The organism is Mycolicibacterium arseniciresistens (assembly GCF_030519285.1).
Taxonomy (GTDB): Bacteria; Actinomycetota; Actinomycetes; order Mycobacteriales; family Mycobacteriaceae; genus Mycobacterium; species Mycobacterium arseniciresistens.
The window spans coordinates 22,763-38,624 of sequence record NZ_JAUMSQ010000003.1 but is presented as its reverse complement, the minus strand read 5'-3'; the positions used below and the strand labels follow the sequence as shown (position 1 = coordinate 38,624).

Below are 15,862 nucleotides of genomic sequence, written 5' to 3'. Positions count from 1 at the left end.
GGCCTCCCCTTCTACCCCGAGAGGTTGAAATTACCGGACGCGCCGTACACGGCGAGTGCAATGAACAAGGTGATGACGACCACGACAATTAGCGACGTCCGTACCGCTTGACCCACCGCGACGCCTACGCCGACGGGTCCGCCGGAGGCGTTGTATCCGTAGTAGGTGTGCACCAGCATCACCGCGACCGCCATCACGATGGCCTGGGCGAAAGACCACAGCAGGTCCGTCGGTATCAGGAACGTGTTGAAGTAGTGGTCGTAGAGACCGCCGGATTGTCCGTTGACGTAGACGGTGATCGTGCGGGCGGAGAAGAACGCAGCCAAGGTCGCCAGCGAGTACAACGGAACGATCGCGACCAACCCGGCGATGATGCGGGTGGACACCAGGTAGGAGAGTGAATGTATGGCCATCGCCTCGGTGGCATCGATCTCCTCGGCGATGCGCATCGCGCCCAGTTGGGCGGTGGTGCCGGCGCCGATGGTGGCGGCGAGCGCAATGCCGGCGATGATCGGCGCAACGATGCGCACGTTGAGAAACGCGGAGAGGAACCCGGTCAGCGCCTCGATGCCGATGTTGCCGAGCGACTCGTAACCCTGGACCGCGATGACGCCGCCCGACGCCAGGGTCAGAAACGCCGCGACGCCGACCGTGCCGCCGATGAGCAGCAGCGCACCGGAGCCCAGCGTCATCTCGGCGATCAGCCGGAGTGTTTCCTTGCGGTAGTGCACCAGCGCGTGCGGGATGTATCGGATCGACTCGGCGTAGAACAATGCCTGCTCGCCGAACGTGTCGACAGCCCGAGGCAGCCATCGGAACGCACGCCGGATTCGCAGCGACGCGTCGTAACTTCCGAGCTGACTCATTGGGTGATCCGAACGCCGATCGCCGTCATCAGCACATTGATCACGAAGAGGCAGATGAAGGCATAGATGACGGTCTCGTTGACAGCTTCTCCGACACCCTTGGGTCCGCCCTTGACGGTGAGGCCTCGGTAGCACCCGACCAATCCGGCCATGACGCCGAACAAAAGGGCCTTGACTTCTGAGATCACCAACTCGGGCAACCCGGTCAGGATGGTCAGGCCGCTGATGAACGCTCCCGGATTCACGCCCTGCAGGAGCACGGAGAACACGTAGCCGCCGCTCAGGCCGATCGCAATCACCAGACCGTTGAGCAACATGGCCACGACCGTCGACGCCAGCACCCGCGGCACGACGAGTCGTTGGATGGGATCGATGCCGAGCACCCGCATCGCGTCGATCTCCTCGCGAATGGTGCGAGCGCCCAGATCGGCGCAGATCGCAGTCGCCCCCGCGCCGGCGACGACGAGCACGGTCGAGATCGGACCCAGCTGGGTGACGGTGCCGAACGCGGTTCCGGAGCCCGACAGATCCGCGGCGCCGAGTTCGCGCAGCAGAATGTTGAGGGTGAACGCGACCAGCACCGTGAACGGAATCGAGATCAGCACCGTCGGAATGAGCGAAACCCTGGCGATCATCCAGGTCTGGTCGAGGAACTCCTGAAACTGGAACGGCCGACGGAACGTGGCTCGGAGAGTTTCGACGGACATCTGCATGAAACCGCCCACAGCCCGAGCCGGGACCGCGAGCTGTTCGAACAACCTCGGCTCCGTTCTCAGGGCGGGGGGAGTTGTCGGGATTCTCGCCGTGGCGAAAAACCCCGGACCGCTTGTGACGGCGGCCATTCCACCCCGGGTTTAAGCACTGCTCTTAGTGAGCCGGCTCATAGTAACTAGAACAAGTTCGCAGTGTCAAAGAACCGCAAAACCGGTCCATTTCGTTATATCCACGCTGGTCAGCGCCAGTGTGACACAGATCATTCTGAAACGTGTTCTAGCCTCATCGGCCGGCTGACAACCGAGACTGTCAGTCTCGTGACTCCATCAGCGCGGTGGCGGAGAAGCCGCGCTCGGGATCCCGGTCAGCAAAGTATTCGCGCAGTGTCGAACTCAGCTCCGAGGGGTCCCACGCGTCGGCGTCGGCGGTGAACTGATGCTCCGCGACCGGCGCCGCCACCAACGTGACAGTCGGACCATAGACGATGAAGAGCTGTCCGTTGACCCCTCCCGAGGCGGGTGACGCCAGAAACCGGACCAGGTTCACGACGTGGTCGGTCGACAGCGGGTCGACCTGCCCCGTCGGCAGCTCCGGGGCGTCGCCGAAGACCCCGGCGGTCATCGCGGTGCGGGCCCGCGGCGCGATGGCGTTCGCCCGCACGCCGAAGCGCTCGAGTGCGCGCGCCGCCGACAACGTCAGCGCGGTGATGCCGGCCTTGGCGGCGCCGTAATTCGGCTGGCCGACCGGACCGGACAGGCCGGCCTCCGACGACGTGTTGATGATGCGTCCGTAGACGGTCCCGTCCCCGGCCTTCGCCTTGGACCGCCAGTAGGTGGCCGCATTGCGGGTGAGCAGGAAGTGCCCCCGCAGGTGCACGGCGATGACGGCGTCCCACTCCTCGTCGGACATGTTGAACAGGATCCGGTCGCGGGTGATGCCGGCGTTGTTGACGACGATGCCGAGCCCGCCGAGGCCGTCCGCCGTCTCCACCAGTTCGTCGGCGGTGGCGCGCTCACTGATGTCGCCGGCCACCGCGACCCCCTTGGCGCCTGCGGCGGCGATCTCGTCGAGCACGTCGGACTTGTCGAGCGCCGCGGCGATGTCGTTCACGACGACCGACGCGCCGGCCTGCGCGAGCCCTATCGCCTCGGCGCGGCCCAGCCCGGCGGCCGCGCCGGTCACGACGGCGACCCGTCCGGACAGATCGGTCACGTCTGAATCAGTCAATTTATGAATACCTCTAGTCTTTCCGGATCAGGGCGGCACGGGGGCATTCGGCGACGGACTGCTCGGCGACGTCCTCCTGGTCGGCGGGCACCGGATCCTGCTTGACGACGGCATAGTCCTCGTCGTCGAGATCGAACAGATCCGGGGCAATCCCCACGCAGACCGCATTGCCCTCGCAACGGTCCCGGTCGACTTCCACTCGCATGACAACCTCCTCGCAACCGCTGTTCGGACGGCCCGCCCGTGACGAAGGGTCAGAATACGACCCCGGCTTCAGGCGCGTGTGCAACACCGGCCTGGACCCCAAGACTAGAACGTGTTACAACCAGGTGGATACCAGGGTGCCCACGGCAGGGTGCCGACAAGTGAGGATTCACCGCCATGCGGATCGGCTACAGCCCCGAACAGGAGGAGTTGCGCCGCGAACTGCGCGCCTACTTCGCCAAGCTCATGACGCCCGACCGGGCAGAGGCACTCGCCTCCAACGACGGCGAGATGGGGCGCGGCAACGTCTACCGCGAGACCGTCGCGCAGATGGGCAGGGACGGCTGGCTGACGCTGAACTGGCCGACCGAGTACGGCGGCCAGGGCCGCCCGCCCATCGACGCGCTGATCTTCACCGACGAGGCGGCGATCGCCAACGTCCCGGTCCCGTTCCTCACGATCAACAGCGTCGCGCCGACCATCATGGCGTTCGGCACCGAGGAGCAGAAGAAGTTCTTCCTGCCCCGCATCGCCGCCGGGGAACTGCACTTCTCGATCGGCTACTCCGAACCCGGCGCGGGCACCGACCTCGCCTCGCTGCGCACCACCGCGGTGCGCGACGGCGATGACTACGTGATCAACGGCCAGAAGATGTGGACCAGCCTGATCGCCTACGCCGACTACGTCTGGCTGGCGGTGCGGACCAATCCGGAGGCCAAGAAGCACCGCGGCATCTCGATGCTCATCGTGCCCACCACGGCCGACGGCTTCTCCTGGACGCCGGTGCACACGATGTCGGGCGTCGACACCAGTGCCACCTACTACCAGGACGTCCGGGTTCCCGCGACCAGTCTGGTCGGCGAGGAGAACGCAGGCTGGAAGCTGGTGACCAACCAGCTGAACCACGAACGCGTCGCCCTCGTCTCGGCCCAGCCGATCTATGTGGCGCTCAACGCGGTCCGCGACTGGGCGCAGCACACCAAGGACGCGCACGGCAACCGCCTGATCGACTCGGAGTGGGTGCAGCTCAACCTGGCCCGGGTGCACGCCAAGGCCGAGGTGCTCAAGCTGGTCAACTGGGAACTCGCTTCCGCCGGCGGCGCCGGTCCCTCGCCCGCCGACGCCTCGGCGGCCAAGGTGTACGGCACCGAGCTGGCGACCGAGGCCTACCGGCTGCTGATGGAGGTGCTCGGCACCTCGGCGACGCTGCGGGCCGACTCCCCCGGCGCACTGCTGCGGGGGCGCATCGAGCGGATGCACCGCTCGGCGCTCATCCTGACCTTCGGCGGCGGCACGAACGAGATCCAGCGCGACATCATCGGCATGGTCGCCCTCGGCCTGCCCCGGGTCAACCGGTAGGAAAGGGCCTCGAAATGGATTTCACGACAACCGAAGCCGCCGACGACCTCGGCGGCCTGGTCCGCACCATCACCGAGTCGGTGGTCACCCCCGAGCACCAGCGCGAGCTCGACAAGCAGGAGCACCGCTTCGACCGGGAACTGTGGCAGAAGCTGATCGACGCCGACGTGCTGAGCACCACCGCCCCCGAGTCGCTGGGCGGCGGCGGGTACGGGGTGCTCGAGGAGGTGGCGGTGCTGGTGGCGCTGGGCCGCCAGCTGGCCGCGGTGCCGTACCTCGAATCGGTGGTACTGGCCGCCGGTGCGCTCGCCGCGTTCGGAACCGAGGCGCTGCAACAGGAGTGGGCGGCGCCCGCGGTCACCGGCGGCAAGGTGCTCACGATCGCCCTGGACGGCGAGATGGGCGAAGGTCCGGTCCGTGCGACGGCGAGCGGCGGGAACCACACCCTGACCGGCACCCGCACCCAGGTCCCCTACGGGCCGGTGGCCGACGCGTTCCTGGTGCCGGCCGAAACGGACTCCGGCACCACGGTCTTCCTGGTGAGCAAGGACGACCCGGGGGTCTCGGTGCGCGCGCTGGAGACCACCGGTCTGGGCAGCGTCGGATACCTGGAGTTGCAGGGCGTCGAGGTCGGCGGCGACCGCGGACTCGGCGACGCGGTGTCGTGGCTCACCGCGAGGTCCATGCTCGGCCGAAGTGCCTTCCAGCTCGGCGTGCTGGAGCGCGCGCTCGAGCTGACCGCCGAATACGCCAGGGAGCGCGAGCAGTTCGACCGGCCGATCGGCAGCTTCCAGGCGGTGTCGTCGCGCCTCGCCGACGGCTACATCGACATCAAGGGTCTCCGGCTCACCCTGACCCAGGCGGCCTGGCGGCTGTCGGAGGACCTTGCGTCCGACATCGACGTCGCCAGTGCGGCATTCTGGGCGGCCGAGGCCGGCCACCGGGTCGCCCACACGACGGTGCACGTGCACGGCGGCGTCGGCATCGACATGGACCACCCGGTGCACCGGTACTTCCTGGCCGCCAAGCAGACCGAGTTCGCGGTCGGCGGCGCCACCGGTGCGCTGCTGCGCATCGGCCGCGAGCTGGCCGACACCCCGGTCTGACCGTGGACGGCGGGCCGACCGTCGGTCGACTGCTGGAACCGTTGGCCGAGGTCGACGACCGTGGTGTGTACGCCGACGACTCGTTCGTCAGTTGGCGGCAACACCTGGCCGACGGCGCGGCACTCGGTGCGGCGCTGCGGGCGCGGCTGGACCCGGACCGCCCGCCGCACATCGGTGTGCTGCTGGGTAATACGCCGTTCTTCTCCACGGTGCTCGTCGCCGCGGCCATGACGGGGCTGGTGCCGGTGGGGCTCAACCCCACTCGCCGCGGCGCCGCGCTCGCCCGCGACATCGACCGGGCCGACTGCCAGCTGGTGCTCGCCGACGACGCGGGTCCGGTGCCCGACGGGGTGGAGTTCGTCGACGTCGGGTCGACGGCGTGGGCCGACGAGCTGGCCGCGCAGCACGGCACCCCGGTGCGGTTCGCCGACGTCGCGTCCGACGACCTGTACATGCTGATCTTCACCTCCGGCACCAGCGGCGAACCCAAGGCGGTACGCGTCACCCACGAGAAGGTGGCGTTCCCCGGCCGGATGCTCGCCGACCGGTTCGGCCTCGGTCCGGCGGACACGTTCTACCTGTCGATGCCGCTGTTCCACTCCAACGCGATCATGGCCGGCTGGGCGGTGGCCGCGGCCGCCGGCGGGTCGATCGCGCTGCGGCGCAGGTTCTCCGCCTCGGCGTTCATGTCCGACGTCCGCCGCTTCGGCGCCACCTACGCCAACTACGTCGGTAAACCGCTGTCCTACATCCTCGCCACGCCCGAGCGCGACGACGACGCCGACAATCCGCTGAAGTTCCTGTACGGCAACGAGGGTGCGCCGCGCGACCTGGACCGCTTCGCGCGGCGGTTCGGCGTGGTGGTGGTCGACGGCTTCGGGTCCACCGAGGGCGGGGTGTCGATCGCGCGCACGCCGGACACCCCGGACGGCGCCCTCGGGCCGCTGACCGACGAGGTGGCCGTCGTCGACGTCGAGACCGGCGAACCATGTCCACCCGGCAAGATCGGCGAACTGGTCAATCCCCGCGGGCGCGGCCAGTTCCGCGGCTACTACAACGACCCCGACGCCGAGGCCGTACGGATGGCGGGCGGCATGTATCACAGCGGTGATCTCGCCTACTGCGACGAGAACGGTTTCGTGTACTTCGCCGGCCGGCTCGGCGACTGGATGCGCGTCGACGGCGAGAACCTGGGCACCGCGCCGATCGAGCGGATCCTGGCGCGCCATCCCGACGTCGCCCACGTGGCCGTCTATCCCATTCCCGACCCGGCCGTCGGCGACCAGGTGATGGCCGCGCTGGTGCTGGGTCCCGGTGCCGGCCTCGATGCCTCGCGACTGCGCGAATTCCTTTCGGCGCAGGACGATCTGGGCCCCAAGCAGTGGCCGTCGTTCGTCCGCATCACCGCCGAACTGCCCCGCACCGAGACGTTCAAGGTGCTCAAGCGGCAGTTGTCCGCCGAAGGCACCGGCTGCGCCGACCCGGTGTGGGAGATCAGCCGGCCGGCGCGCTGACCCGGCACGGCACCCCGTTCACCACATGGGTGTTGCTCGGGACGTCGATCACGTCGACCGGGTTCAGCAGATTCGAGTTGACACCCGGATGGGCGTTGGCGACCTCGAGCCGGGTGCCGGGCCTGCCGTGGCCCCACCCGTGCGGCAGGGACACCACGCCGGGCATCATCTCGTCCGACGTCTCGACCGGTATCTCGAGTGAACCCGCGCTCGTCGTGACCACGGCGAGGTCCCCGTTCGCGACGCCTGCCGAACGGGCGTCGTCGGGATGGATCAGCAGCGTGCAGCGGTCGCGCCCGCGCATCAGGGCCGGGACGTTGTGCAGCCACGAGTTGTTGGACCTCAGGTGACGCCGGCTGGTCAGGACCAGATCCGCGCTCGTGCGGTCGATCCGGTCGAGCAGGCGCGGGATGTCGTCGGTGATCCACGGGTGGATCAACTCGATCCGGCCCGACGGTGTGGTGACGGCCTCGTCGAGGCGCCCGCCGTCCAGTTCGGCCAGCCGTAGTCCGTCGGGGTGGGCGCGCACTGCGTCCAACGTCAGCCCGCCGGGCCGCAGGCCCAGCTGATCTCCCCACGGCCCCAGACGGATTCCGAGGTCCGCGAGCCTCGCCGGTCCGACGCCGGACAGCGCCGCGAACGCCTCACCCGGGTCGCGTCCCGTCAGCGGTGTTCCCGGCTGGTCGCACATCGCCGACAGCAGCCCGGTGGTGTACATGTCGTCCATCGCCGCCACGTCGACCTCCGGAACCGGAACGCCGAGCGCCGCAGCGCCCAGCCGCAGCAGGATCTCCCATTCCGCCGGGCGGCCCGGGTCGGGCGGGAACACCGGCTCCGACCACTTGAGGCACGAAGCGACGGCGTACATCCAGTACAGGTCGTCGCTGTGCGCGCGTTCGAGCGGCGACAGCCCGGGCAGGATGACGTGCGCGTGCCGGGTGGTCTCGTTGAGCCAGTTGTCGACCGCGATCATCGCGTCGAGCTTCGGCAGCGCCATGTCGAGCCGACGTGCGCCGGGCGCCGAGATCACCGGATTGCCCGCCACCGTGATCAGCGCGCGGATGCGGCCGTCCCCCGGGGTGTCGATCTCCTCGGCGAGGCAACTGAGCGGGAACTGCCCGAGGACTTCCGGAGCGCCGCGGACCCGGCTGCGGAAGCGGCCGAATTCCCACCGCTCACCTGTCTGATCGGGCGGCCTCATGAACATCGGCGAGAACACCGCCGGTTTGGCGAACACCGCCCCGCCGCGCCGGTCGACGGCCCCGAGCGCCACGTTGACGGCGAACACCAGCCAGGTGGTCAGCGTGCCGAACTCCTGTGTGCAGGTGCCGATCCGGCTGTACAACACGGGCGACTGCGCCGCGGCGAGGCCGGCGGCGATGCGCCGGATGGTGGCTGCCTCGATGCCGGTGGCCGCGCTGACCCGCTCCGCGGTGAAGGGATCGGCGAGCGCGATCGCCTCGTCGAGCCCGTCCACCTTGCCCTCCAGATGCGCGGGCCGCCGGATGTTGCCGTCGGCGGCCAGGATTCGCAGAATGGCGAACAGCAGCAGTGCGTCGGTGCCGGGGCGGATAGGCACCCACTCGGTGGCGCGGTCGGCCGTGGGGGTGCGGCGCGGATCGACGACGACCACGGCGCCGCCGCGGCGACGGATGTCGGCGAGGTGTCCCATCACGTCGGGCGCGGACAGCATCGAGCCCTGGGAGGCAGCGGGGTTCGCGCCGAGGATGACGAGGTGGTCGGTGCGCTCGAGGTCGGGGATCGGCGCGTTCCACATCCCGCCGAACAGCAGCGTGCCCACCACGTTGAGCGGCCACTGGTCGACGGTTCCCGGCGAGTAGTACGCGGGCATGCCCGCCGCTCCGGCCATGCCGACCAACGCGCCGATGTAGGAGGCGAGATCGAGGTTGTGCGCCACGGGATTTCCGACGTAGACGCTCAGCGCCTTGGCGCCGTCCTCCTCCAGCACCGGCCGCAGCCGCCGCTCGGCCTCGGCGAACGCCTCGTCCCATCCGACCGTGCGGTGCACACCGTCGCTGCCCTTGACCATCGGCATCCGCAACCGGTCGGGGTCCTCGTGCAATTGCCCCAGTGTGGTGCCCTTCGGGCAGAGGTGGCCGCGCGACCACACGTCGTCGCCGTTGCCGCGGATGCTCAGCACCCGGTCGTCGCGCACCAGGACCCGCAGCCCGCACATCGCCTCGCAGAGCGGGCACGTCACGCGGTGGTCGGACACCTCGCTGGACATGTGTCCAGGTTATGGGTTCGGGCCCCGTCCCGCGGTGGGTTGGCCGAAGCGCGGCGGCGGTAACGTCGACGAGGTGGGCTACCGCGAATTCCCGCCGCCGCGCCGGCTTCGCGATCTGATCGAGTGCGGATGGACACGCGACGGGTCCGCCGAGCCGGGTCGGGTACTACCCGACGGATGCATGGATCTCATCCGGATGGACGGCCGCGTGGTCGTCGCCGGACCCGACACAGGCGCACACCACAGCGGACCGCACCGGGAGACGGTGCGCGGACTGCGGTTCCGACCCGGCGTGCTGCCCCGGCTGTTGGATGTCCCGGCGTCCGAGCTCCGCGATGAGCGGGTGCCGGTGGCCGACCTGCGACCCGATGTCGCCGACCGGCCGCTGCTGGTGATGACCGACGCACTGGCCGCCGGCGAACCGGCCACCGAGACGGCGCCGTGGTCGCTGCCGGTGCTGCGCCACGTCACCGCACGCCTGGCCGACGGTGCGGCGGTGTCGGCGGTGGCCGCCGAGGTGGGCTGGTCCGCACGAACCCTGCAGCGGCACTGCGCGGCGGTGTACGGCTACGGCCCGGCGGCGCTGCGGCGGGTGCTGCGGTTCCGTCGTGCGGTGCGTCTGCTCGGCGACGGACTCGCCGCAGCCGAGGTCGCCGCGCGCGCCGGTTACGCCGATCAGCCGCACCTGCACCGCGAGGTCCGCACGCTGGCAGGCGTCGGGATCGCTCAGCTGGGCAGCGGCGCGAACAGGTCCACCGATGTGCCGTCGGGGTCCGTCACGGTGGCATAGCGCTGCCCCCACGGCGCGTCGAACGGCTCGAGAGCGCCGGAATGACCCGCCGTGGTGAGCCTTTCGTATAGCGCATCGACCTGGTCGGGCGAGCCGACCCGGAATGCCAGCGCCACCCGGCCCGCCGCGACGGGCGGGGTCCACCCCGGGTGCATCCCGGCGATGGTCTCCTCGGTGTCGAAGGCGAGCAGATTGCCGCCGGGCAGTTCGGCCTCGACGTGCGGGGCGCCTTCGGGTTCCGGAACGGCCAAACCCAGCAGGCGGTAGAACTCCAGCGTCCGCCGCAGGTCCTTCGCGACGATCTCGATCGTGGTTCCGGTGAGCGCGATATCCATACCGTTCACGTTAGGGACACCGGCGCGAACCGTCGTGAACAAATCGGACAGCCCAGGCAACCCGGGTGAGCTACGCTTCGCTCGCACTCGACAAGTTTGCGGTGTTGTCGCGGTGTTCCGCGTTTCCACTCCATGGAGGTCGATTGATGAAAACCAGCGGCATAACTGGAGCGGTGGCCGCGGCCGCCGTCCTCGGGCTCGCCCTGTCCGGCTGCGGCTCGGACACCGAGCCCGCCGCCTCGAGCACCAGCAGCGCCACCAGCAGCGAGAGCCCCTCCAGCACAACCTCTTCGGCAGCGGCCGCGCCCGACAAGCTGCGCATCGCGCCGCGCGACGAGGACGCCGCCGGCGCCAACCCGACCATCGCCAGCTACATCGCCGAGAACGGCATCAAGGAGACGCCGGTCAAGATGGGCGACCCCGGCGCACCCGTCATCGACCTCCCGATCCCCGAGGGATGGGTGACCGCCGGCGATCAGACGCCCGAGTGGGCCTATGGCGCGATCGCCTACACCGGTCCGGAATCCGAGCAGTACCAGCCGTCGATCGTGGCGTTGGTGTCCAGGCTCGAGGGCAATGTCGACCCGCAGGCCATCATCGATCTCGCGTCGGGCGAGCTGAAGAACCTGTCCGGCTGGTCGGCGATGAACGAGGGCGAAACGAGCACTCTCGGCGAGTATCCCGCGTTCCAGCTGGGCGGGACGTGGGTGCAGGACGGCGTGACCAAGCTGGTCGCCCAGAAGACCGTCGTGATCCCGGGTCCCGACGCGGTGTACGTGCTGCAACTCAACGCGGACTCGCTCGAGGATCAGGGCATGGTGCTGGCCCCGGCGACAATGGACATCGACGAGAAGACCACGATCACCTTCTGAGCAGGCCGGTCAGCTCCCGCGGATCCCGTCGAGCCGCCTGCTGGCCTCCTCGAAACCCGTCACCAGTTCGGCGATGATGTCGGCGACGGGCCGGATCTCGTTCATCCGTCCGACGATCTGGCCCACCGGCATCGACACGGTCGCGGGGTTGTCCGACTCGTTCATCCGCTGATGCGCCTCGCTGACGAGGATGTTCTGCAACGGCATCGGCAGCGGCTCCGGCGCGTCGGGCGCATCCCAGGCGTCGGTCCACTTCGTCTTGAGAAGCCGGGCAGGCTTGCCGGTGTAGATGCGGCGCCGGACGGTGTCGGCCGACGTCGCGGTGAGCATCGCCTCCTGGATCACCGAGACGCCGGACTCGCGGCGCACGCCGAGGTCGTACTCGGCCGAGGTCAGGAACGCCGAGCCCATCCAGACACCCTGGGCGCCGAGCGCGAGCGCCGCGGCCACCTGCCGGCCGGTGCCGATGCCACCGGCGGCCAGCACGGGGGCCTTGCCGCCGAGCGCATCGACGATCTCCGGCCACAGCACCATCGAACCGATCTCACCGGTGTGACCGCCGGCCTCGTGCCCCTGCGCGACGACGATGTCGACACCGTTCTCCGCATGCCGCAGTGCGTGTTTGGCGGAGCCGGCCAGCGCGGCCACCGGGACCCCGGCCTCGTGCGCCTGGTCGATGACGTCCTTCGGCGGCGAGCCGAGCGCGTTGGCGATCAGCTTGATCGGGTGCTTGAGTGCCACCTCGACGTGGCTGCGGGCCACCGAGTGCAGCCACCCGAGCACGCCTTCGGAGCGCTCCTCGTCCTCGGGCAGCGGCGGCACGCCGAGGTCGGCGAGCGTCTTGTCGACGAAGTCGCGGTGGCTCTGCGGGATCAACTTGTTGATGTCGACCGACGTGCCCTCGGTGGGGATCTTCGCCGGCATGACGATGTCGACGCCGTAGGGCTTGCCCTCGGTGTTCTCGTCCATCCACTGAAGGACGTTCTCGAGTTCGTCGGCCTCGTTGAAGCGCACACATCCGAGCACGCCGAGGCCGCCGGCACGGGTGACCGCCGCCGCCACCTTCTCCGACGGCGTGAAGACGAAGATCGGGTACTGGATGCCGAAGCGATCGCACAGCTCGGTTCTCATGCGCCTACGCTCCCGCTCCCACGTGTTTGGCGTGCACCTCGTCGGCGGCGCGCTCCTCGGTCAGGTCCTTGGCCCACCGGTAGTCCGGCTTGCCCGCGGGTGACCGCTTGATCTCGTCGACGTACCAGAGGCTGCGCGGCACCTTGTATCCCGCGATCTCCTTACGCACGAACGCGTCGAGGTCGGCCAGCGCCGGGCGGCTGCCCCTGCGGGAATGCACGACGGCCGCCACGTGCTGTCCGAAGCGCGGGTCGGGCACACCGACCACCAGCGCGTCGAACACGTCGGGGTGTCCCTTGAGTGCGGCCTCGACCTCTTCGGGGTAGATCTTCTCGCCGCCGCTGTTGATCGACACCGATCCGCGGCCGAGCATCGTCACCGTGCCGTCGGCCTCGACCTCGGCGTAGTCACCCGGGATCGCGTAGCGCACACCGTTGAACGTCCTGAACGTCTCGGCGGTCTTCTTCTCGTCCTTGAAGTAGCCGACCGGGATGTGGCCGCACTTGGCGATGATGCCGCGCTTGCCCGATCCGGGCTCGACCTCGTTGCCGTCCTCGTCGAGCACCTTGGTGTTCTTGTCGATCGTCACGCGCGGGCCGCCGGTGTGGGACTCCCCCTTGGCCACCACGCTGGTGCCGCCGAAGCCGGTCTCCGAGGACCCGATCGAGTCGGTGATGATGCGGTTGGGCAGCAGCTCGAGGAACTTCTCCTTGATGCTGGTGGAGAACAGCGCCGCGGTGCTGGCGAGCAGGAACAGGCTCGACAGGTCATAGGTGTTGCCGTTGTCCTGGTGCGCCAGAAGCGCATCCAGAAGCGGGCGGGCCATCGCGTCGCCGGTGAAGAAGAGCAGGTTGACCTTGTGCTTCTCGATGGTCCGCCACACCTCGTCGGCGTCGAACTCCGGCACCAGCACCACCGTCTGCCCGGAGAACAGCGCCATCCACGTCGCGGACTGGGTGGCGCCGTGGATCATCGGCGGGATCGGGTAGCGGATCATCGGTGCGTTCTCGGCGGCCTGCTTGGCCAGGTCGTACTCGCCGGCGATCGGCTCACCCGTCGCGAAGTCGGTGCCGCCGAACAGGACCCGGTAGATGTCCTCGTGGCGCCACATCACGCCCTTGGGGAAGCCGGTGGTGCCGCCGGTGTAGAGCAGGTAGATGTCGTCCTCGCTGCGCGGGCCGAAATCGCGTTCGGGCGACGACTGTTCGAGGGCGGCGTAGAACTCGACGCCGCCGTAGCGCTGAAAGTCGTCGTCGGACCCGTCCTCGACGACCAGGATCGTCTTGACGTTCGGCGTCTCGGGCAGCACGTTGGCGACCCGGTCCGCGTAGCGGCGCTCGTGCACCAGCGCGACCATGTCGGAGTTGTCGAACAGGTACTTCAGCTCGCCCTCGACGTAGCGGAAGTTGACGTTGACCAGGATGGCGCCCGCCTTGACGATGCCCAGCATCGCGATCACGATCTCGATGCGGTTGCGGCAGTACAGACCGACCTTGTCGTCCTTCTTCACCCCCTGCTCGAGCAGGTAGTGCGCCAGCCGGTTGGCCCTCTCCTCGAGTTGGCCGTAGGTCAGCGTTTCGTCGCCGCTGATCAGGGCGACACGGTCAGGCACGGCGTCGATGGCGTGCTCGGCAAGATCGGCGATGTTCAGGGCCACGATCCCTAAACTAGAACGTGTTACATTTCGTGACAAGTCTGTGGTTGATCGGTGGGAAGGCGGATACCTGTGAGCGAGCCGGAAAAGGGCCCCGACGCCCTCATTGAGCAGCGCGGACACACTCTGATCCTGACGCTCAACCGGCCCGAGGCGCGCAACGCGCTCTCGACCGAGATGCTCTCGATAATGGTCGAGGCCTGGGACCGCGTCGACAACGATCCGGAGATCCGGACGTGCATCCTCACCGGCGCCGGCGGCTACTTCTGCGCGGGCATGGATCTCAAGGCCGCGACCAAGGCGCCTCCCGGCGATTCCTTCAAGAGCGGCGCCTACGACCCGTCGCGCATCGACGGCCTGCTCAAGGGCCGCCGGCTGACCAAGCCGCTGATCGCGGCCGTCGAGGGACCCGCCATCGCGGGCGGCACCGAGATCCTGCAGGGCACCGACATCCGCATCGCCGGTGAGAGCGCCAAGTTCGGCATCTCCGAGGCCAAGTGGAGCCTGTACCCGATGGGCGGGTCGGCGGTGCGCCTGCCGCGCCAGATCCCGTACACCATCGCGTGCGACCTGCTGCTCACCGGCAGGCACATCACCGCCGCCGAGGCCCTGCAGTACGGCCTGATCGGCTACGTCGTGCCCGACGGCACCGCCCTGGACAAGGCACTCGAGATCGCCGAGGTGATCAACAAGAACGGTCCGCTCGCCGTGCAGGCCATCCTGCGGTCGATCCATGAGACCGAAGGCCTGCACGAGAACGACGCGTTCAAGATCGACACGAAGATCGGCATCGAGGTCTTCATCAGCGACGACGCGAAGGAAGGCCCGCGGGCGTTCAAGGAGAAGCGGGCGCCCAACTTCCAGATGAAGTAGGCGGCTCCGGGGGTCGGGGCGCCGAACGTGCGCTCAGTGCGAGAAATCGGTCGAAATTTCGCAGTGACCGCACGCTCGGTGAGTTGTCGGCCGGTCTCGGCACACTTCTGCCATGGGGGACGCGTTCATCGGCAGCGAGGCCGTGACTTCGGGTCGGCTCACGCCGTATCAATTGCGCAGCCGCTTCGTCGCGCTCTACCCGGACGTCTATGTCGCGCCCGGCACTGACGTCTCCGCGGTGACGAAGGCTCGCGCGGCGTGGCTGTGGTCACGACGCGAGGCTGTCGTCGCGGGTCAGTCGGCAGCCGCTCTGTACGGTGCCAAGTGGGTCGACGCGAAGCGCGATGCCGAGCTGCTGTGGGGCAACCGCCGGCCACCGCGCGGGATCCACACGTGGTCGGGTCAGGTCGCCGACGACGAGGTCGAGGTGATCGGCGGGATCGCGGTGACGACTCCGGTCCGCACCGCACTCGACCTGGCATGCCGTTATCCGCAGGGCTCGGCTGTCGCCGCGATCGACGCACTGGCGAATGCCACCCACCTCAAAGTCGCCGACGTCGAACTCCTCGCGGAGCGGTACCGAGGCCGCCGCGGCATTCGGGCGGCGCGTCGGGCTCTCGCGCTCGTGGACCCGGGCGCCGAATCGCCGCGAGAGACGTGGCTACGACTCCTGGTCATTCGCAACGGCTTTCCGCCGCCGACCACACAGATCCCCGTTCGCGACCGGTACGGCGTCCTGGTGGCCGTGCTCGACATGGGCTGGGAGGACATCAAGGTCGCGCTCGACTACGAAGGCGCCCACCATCGCGGACCCATCCGCTTCAACAAGGACATCCACCGCCACGACGCCGTCACCGAGCTGGGCTGGACCGACATCCGGGTCACGTCCCAGGACACCGAAGGGGGCATCATCTGTCGGCTACAGGCCGCCTGGGGTCGCCGAGCGTGAGCTCACTGCGAAATCTCGGG

The 15,862-nt window shown here is 68.8% G+C and carries 15 protein-coding genes; 7 read left to right on the top strand and 8 right to left on the bottom strand.

Annotation, left to right across the window (positions count from 1 at the left end):
• Nucleotides 1-11: 11 nt before the first annotated feature.
• The 4 genes from Q2100_RS00970 to Q2100_RS00955 form a co-directional block, all read right to left on the bottom strand.
• Nucleotides 12-866 (bottom strand): MlaE family ABC transporter permease, encoded by an 855-nt coding sequence (locus Q2100_RS00970; RefSeq protein WP_269892894.1) that lies wholly within the window; start codon nt 864-866, stop codon nt 12-14.
• Nucleotides 863-1,624: an MlaE family ABC transporter permease gene (locus tag Q2100_RS00965; protein WP_264014061.1), complete on the bottom strand. Its 762-nt coding sequence runs from the start codon at nt 1,622-1,624 to the stop codon at nt 863-865. The genes Q2100_RS00970 and Q2100_RS00965 overlap by 4 nt, the downstream gene beginning before the upstream one ends.
• 265 nt (nt 1,625-1,889) lie before the next feature.
• Entirely contained in the window at nt 1,890-2,792 is a 903-nt protein-coding gene (locus Q2100_RS00960) for a 3-oxoacyl-ACP reductase (protein ID WP_302912463.1), read from the bottom strand.
• Nucleotides 2,793-2,820: 28 nt separating this feature from the next.
• Nucleotides 2,821-3,012 (bottom strand): ferredoxin, encoded by a 192-nt coding sequence (locus Q2100_RS00955; RefSeq protein WP_264014062.1) that lies wholly within the window; start codon nt 3,010-3,012, stop codon nt 2,821-2,823.
• Between the two features lie 176 nt (nt 3,013-3,188).
• On the opposite strand from Q2100_RS00955, the gene Q2100_RS00950 reads away from it, so the two are divergent.
• From Q2100_RS00950 to fadD17, 3 genes are read left to right on the top strand one after another with little or no spacing between them, the layout of a single operon-like run.
• A complete protein-coding gene (locus Q2100_RS00950) occupies nt 3,189-4,370 on the top strand; it encodes an acyl-CoA dehydrogenase family protein (protein WP_302912462.1) in 1,182 nt (393 codons plus the stop codon).
• Nucleotides 4,371-4,384: 14 nt separating this feature from the next.
• Nucleotides 4,385-5,476 (top strand): acyl-CoA dehydrogenase family protein, encoded by a 1,092-nt coding sequence (locus Q2100_RS00945; RefSeq protein WP_302912461.1) that lies wholly within the window; start codon nt 4,385-4,387, stop codon nt 5,474-5,476.
• A gap of 2 nt (nt 5,477-5,478) precedes the next feature.
• Nucleotides 5,479-6,990: a long-chain-fatty-acid--CoA ligase FadD17 gene (fadD17, locus tag Q2100_RS00940; RefSeq protein WP_302912460.1), complete on the top strand. Its 1,512-nt coding sequence runs from the start codon at nt 5,479-5,481 to the stop codon at nt 6,988-6,990.
• Here fadD17 and Q2100_RS00935 read toward each other — a convergent pair.
• A complete protein-coding gene (locus Q2100_RS00935) occupies nt 6,971-9,238 on the bottom strand; it encodes a molybdopterin-dependent oxidoreductase (protein WP_302912459.1) in 2,268 nt (755 codons plus the stop codon). The genes fadD17 and Q2100_RS00935 overlap by 20 nt on opposite strands.
• A 34-nt stretch (nt 9,239-9,272) precedes the next feature.
• Here Q2100_RS00935 and Q2100_RS00930 point away from each other — a divergent pair, with 34 nt between their 5' ends.
• Nucleotides 9,273-10,028, top strand: a complete 756-nt coding sequence (locus Q2100_RS00930; protein WP_302912458.1) for an AraC family transcriptional regulator — start codon at nt 9,273-9,275, stop codon at nt 10,026-10,028.
• Here Q2100_RS00930 and Q2100_RS00925 read toward each other — a convergent pair.
• Nucleotides 9,965-10,363 carry a VOC family protein gene (locus tag Q2100_RS00925; protein ID WP_302912457.1) on the bottom strand — a complete coding sequence of 133 codons (399 nt, stop codon included), beginning with the start codon at nt 10,361-10,363 and terminating at the stop codon, nt 9,965-9,967. The two genes, Q2100_RS00930 and Q2100_RS00925, sit on opposite strands and share 64 nt — an antisense overlap.
• A gap of 146 nt (nt 10,364-10,509) precedes the next feature.
• On the opposite strand from Q2100_RS00925, the gene Q2100_RS00920 reads away from it, so the two are divergent.
• Nucleotides 10,510-11,235: an envelope biogenesis lipoprotein LpqN gene (locus Q2100_RS00920; RefSeq protein WP_302912456.1), complete on the top strand. Its 726-nt coding sequence runs from the start codon at nt 10,510-10,512 to the stop codon at nt 11,233-11,235.
• A 9-nt stretch (nt 11,236-11,244) separates the two neighbouring features.
• On the opposite strand, the gene Q2100_RS00915 is transcribed toward Q2100_RS00920, so the two are convergent.
• The gene (locus tag Q2100_RS00915; protein ID WP_302912455.1) at nt 11,245-12,366 is read right to left on the bottom strand and encodes an NAD(P)H-dependent flavin oxidoreductase; all 1,122 of its coding nucleotides are present in this window, start codon (nt 12,364-12,366) and stop codon (nt 11,245-11,247) included.
• A 4-nt stretch (nt 12,367-12,370) separates the two neighbouring features.
• Nucleotides 12,371-14,023: a medium/long-chain-fatty-acid--CoA/3-oxocholest-4-en-26-oate--CoA ligase gene (locus tag Q2100_RS00910; RefSeq protein WP_302912454.1), complete on the bottom strand. Its 1,653-nt coding sequence runs from the start codon at nt 14,021-14,023 to the stop codon at nt 12,371-12,373.
• A gap of 69 nt (nt 14,024-14,092) precedes the next feature.
• On the opposite strand from Q2100_RS00910, the gene Q2100_RS00905 reads away from it, so the two are divergent.
• Nucleotides 14,093-14,893 carry a crotonase/enoyl-CoA hydratase family protein gene (locus Q2100_RS00905; RefSeq protein ID WP_264014072.1) on the top strand — a complete coding sequence of 267 codons (801 nt, stop codon included), beginning with the start codon at nt 14,093-14,095 and terminating at the stop codon, nt 14,891-14,893.
• A 112-nt stretch (nt 14,894-15,005) separates the two neighbouring features.
• Nucleotides 15,006-15,842 (top strand): type IV toxin-antitoxin system AbiEi family antitoxin, encoded by an 837-nt coding sequence (locus Q2100_RS00900; RefSeq protein ID WP_302912453.1) that lies wholly within the window; start codon nt 15,006-15,008, stop codon nt 15,840-15,842.
• The last annotated feature ends 20 nt before the right edge of the window (nt 15,843-15,862 follow it).